Here is a 952-nt window from a genome sequence, read left to right on the forward strand (position 1 = left end):
GGCTTGGCGGCCTCGTACGCCAGGATCGCCTCGCGGGCGGCCAGGCGCCGAGCCACCAGACCGGGGGCCCAGGGTTTCAGCAGTCGATCGATCAGGTTCATCAGCTGAACTCCGCCAGAGCCGGGCCCGGCCGGCGGCCGGCAGCGCGCGCCTGCTCTGCTGCAGCACGACGCTCCCATTCCCGGCGGCCGGCGCGGATCTTCTCGATGTCCTCCATGGTGTGGGTGCGCCCGTTGAAGATCACCGTCCGGCCTTCCAGTACCGCGGCCTCGGCCTCCAGGTACTTGTCGAGCATCTGCTGCGCTGTCAGAGCCATGGTCCGCTTCCAGTGTTGAGCCAGCCCCCGGAGGTACTGGCGTGGTTATCGTTCGAGGGTTGCTGCTGGGCGACCGGCTCCGGCGCGGGCTCAACGCGCACGCGCTCCAGCTGGTCGAGGTCGAGGCCGAAGCGCTGCTGACTGATGCGCAGCGCGGCCAGGGCGTACACGAAGCAGTCCAGCGCCTCGTTTCGGCGCCCGCCGGAGTCCCAGCGCAGGACGCGGACGCCCTTCGCCATCACCGGCTTCTTCTTCTCGGCGGTGATCTGCTTCAGCTCGTCCTCGTCGCAGATGTCGCTGTCGATCGGGAAGTGCACACAGCCAGGCGTCGGCTGCCACGGGATCGGCACGTCGATGCGCAGGCGGCTGTAGATCAGCTCCTTCGCGTTGTCGGTGCCCAGTTCGGTCTTGTAGACCTTGCGCTTGCGGCGCTTCGGGAAGTTGGCGATGGGCTTGCCGTAGGTGCTGGCCCCGAAGGTCGGGATCACCCAGTGCACGCCGTGCTTGGCGCTCTCGGCCTCCACCTCGTCGGAATAGTGGCCGCCGGCGTCCCAGCACCAGCGCATGACGCCCATCGGCACGCCGTCGGCGCGGGTGAACTGCCGGTGAATCTCCAGCCCGACCTTGCGCCGCAGT

At 68.7% G+C, this 952-nt stretch carries 2 protein-coding genes; both read right to left on the minus strand.

What is annotated here, in order from left to right; translation table 11 throughout:
• Nucleotides 1-100 precede the first annotated feature (100 nt).
• A complete protein-coding gene (locus tag QSJ95_RS32465) occupies nucleotides 101-316 on the minus strand; it encodes a DUF6148 family protein (RefSeq protein WP_061562229.1) in 216 nt (71 codons plus the stop codon).
• Nucleotides 307-952: terminase gpA endonuclease subunit (locus QSJ95_RS32470; protein ID WP_285647872.1), on the minus strand; the 646-nt coding region annotated here is incomplete at its 5' end. The genes QSJ95_RS32470 and QSJ95_RS32465, both read right to left, overlap by 10 nt.

This window comes from Pseudomonas sp. NBRC 100443, assembly GCF_030268185.1.
Lineage (GTDB): Bacteria > Pseudomonadota > Gammaproteobacteria > Pseudomonadales > Pseudomonadaceae > Pseudomonas > Pseudomonas citronellolis.

What these genes read in the sequence shown, in the direction of transcription:
- QSJ95_RS32465 (WP_061562229.1), bottom strand. Translation starts at nt 316, where the DNA reads ATGGCTCTGACAGCGCAGCAGATGCTCGACAAGTACCTGGAGGCCGAG.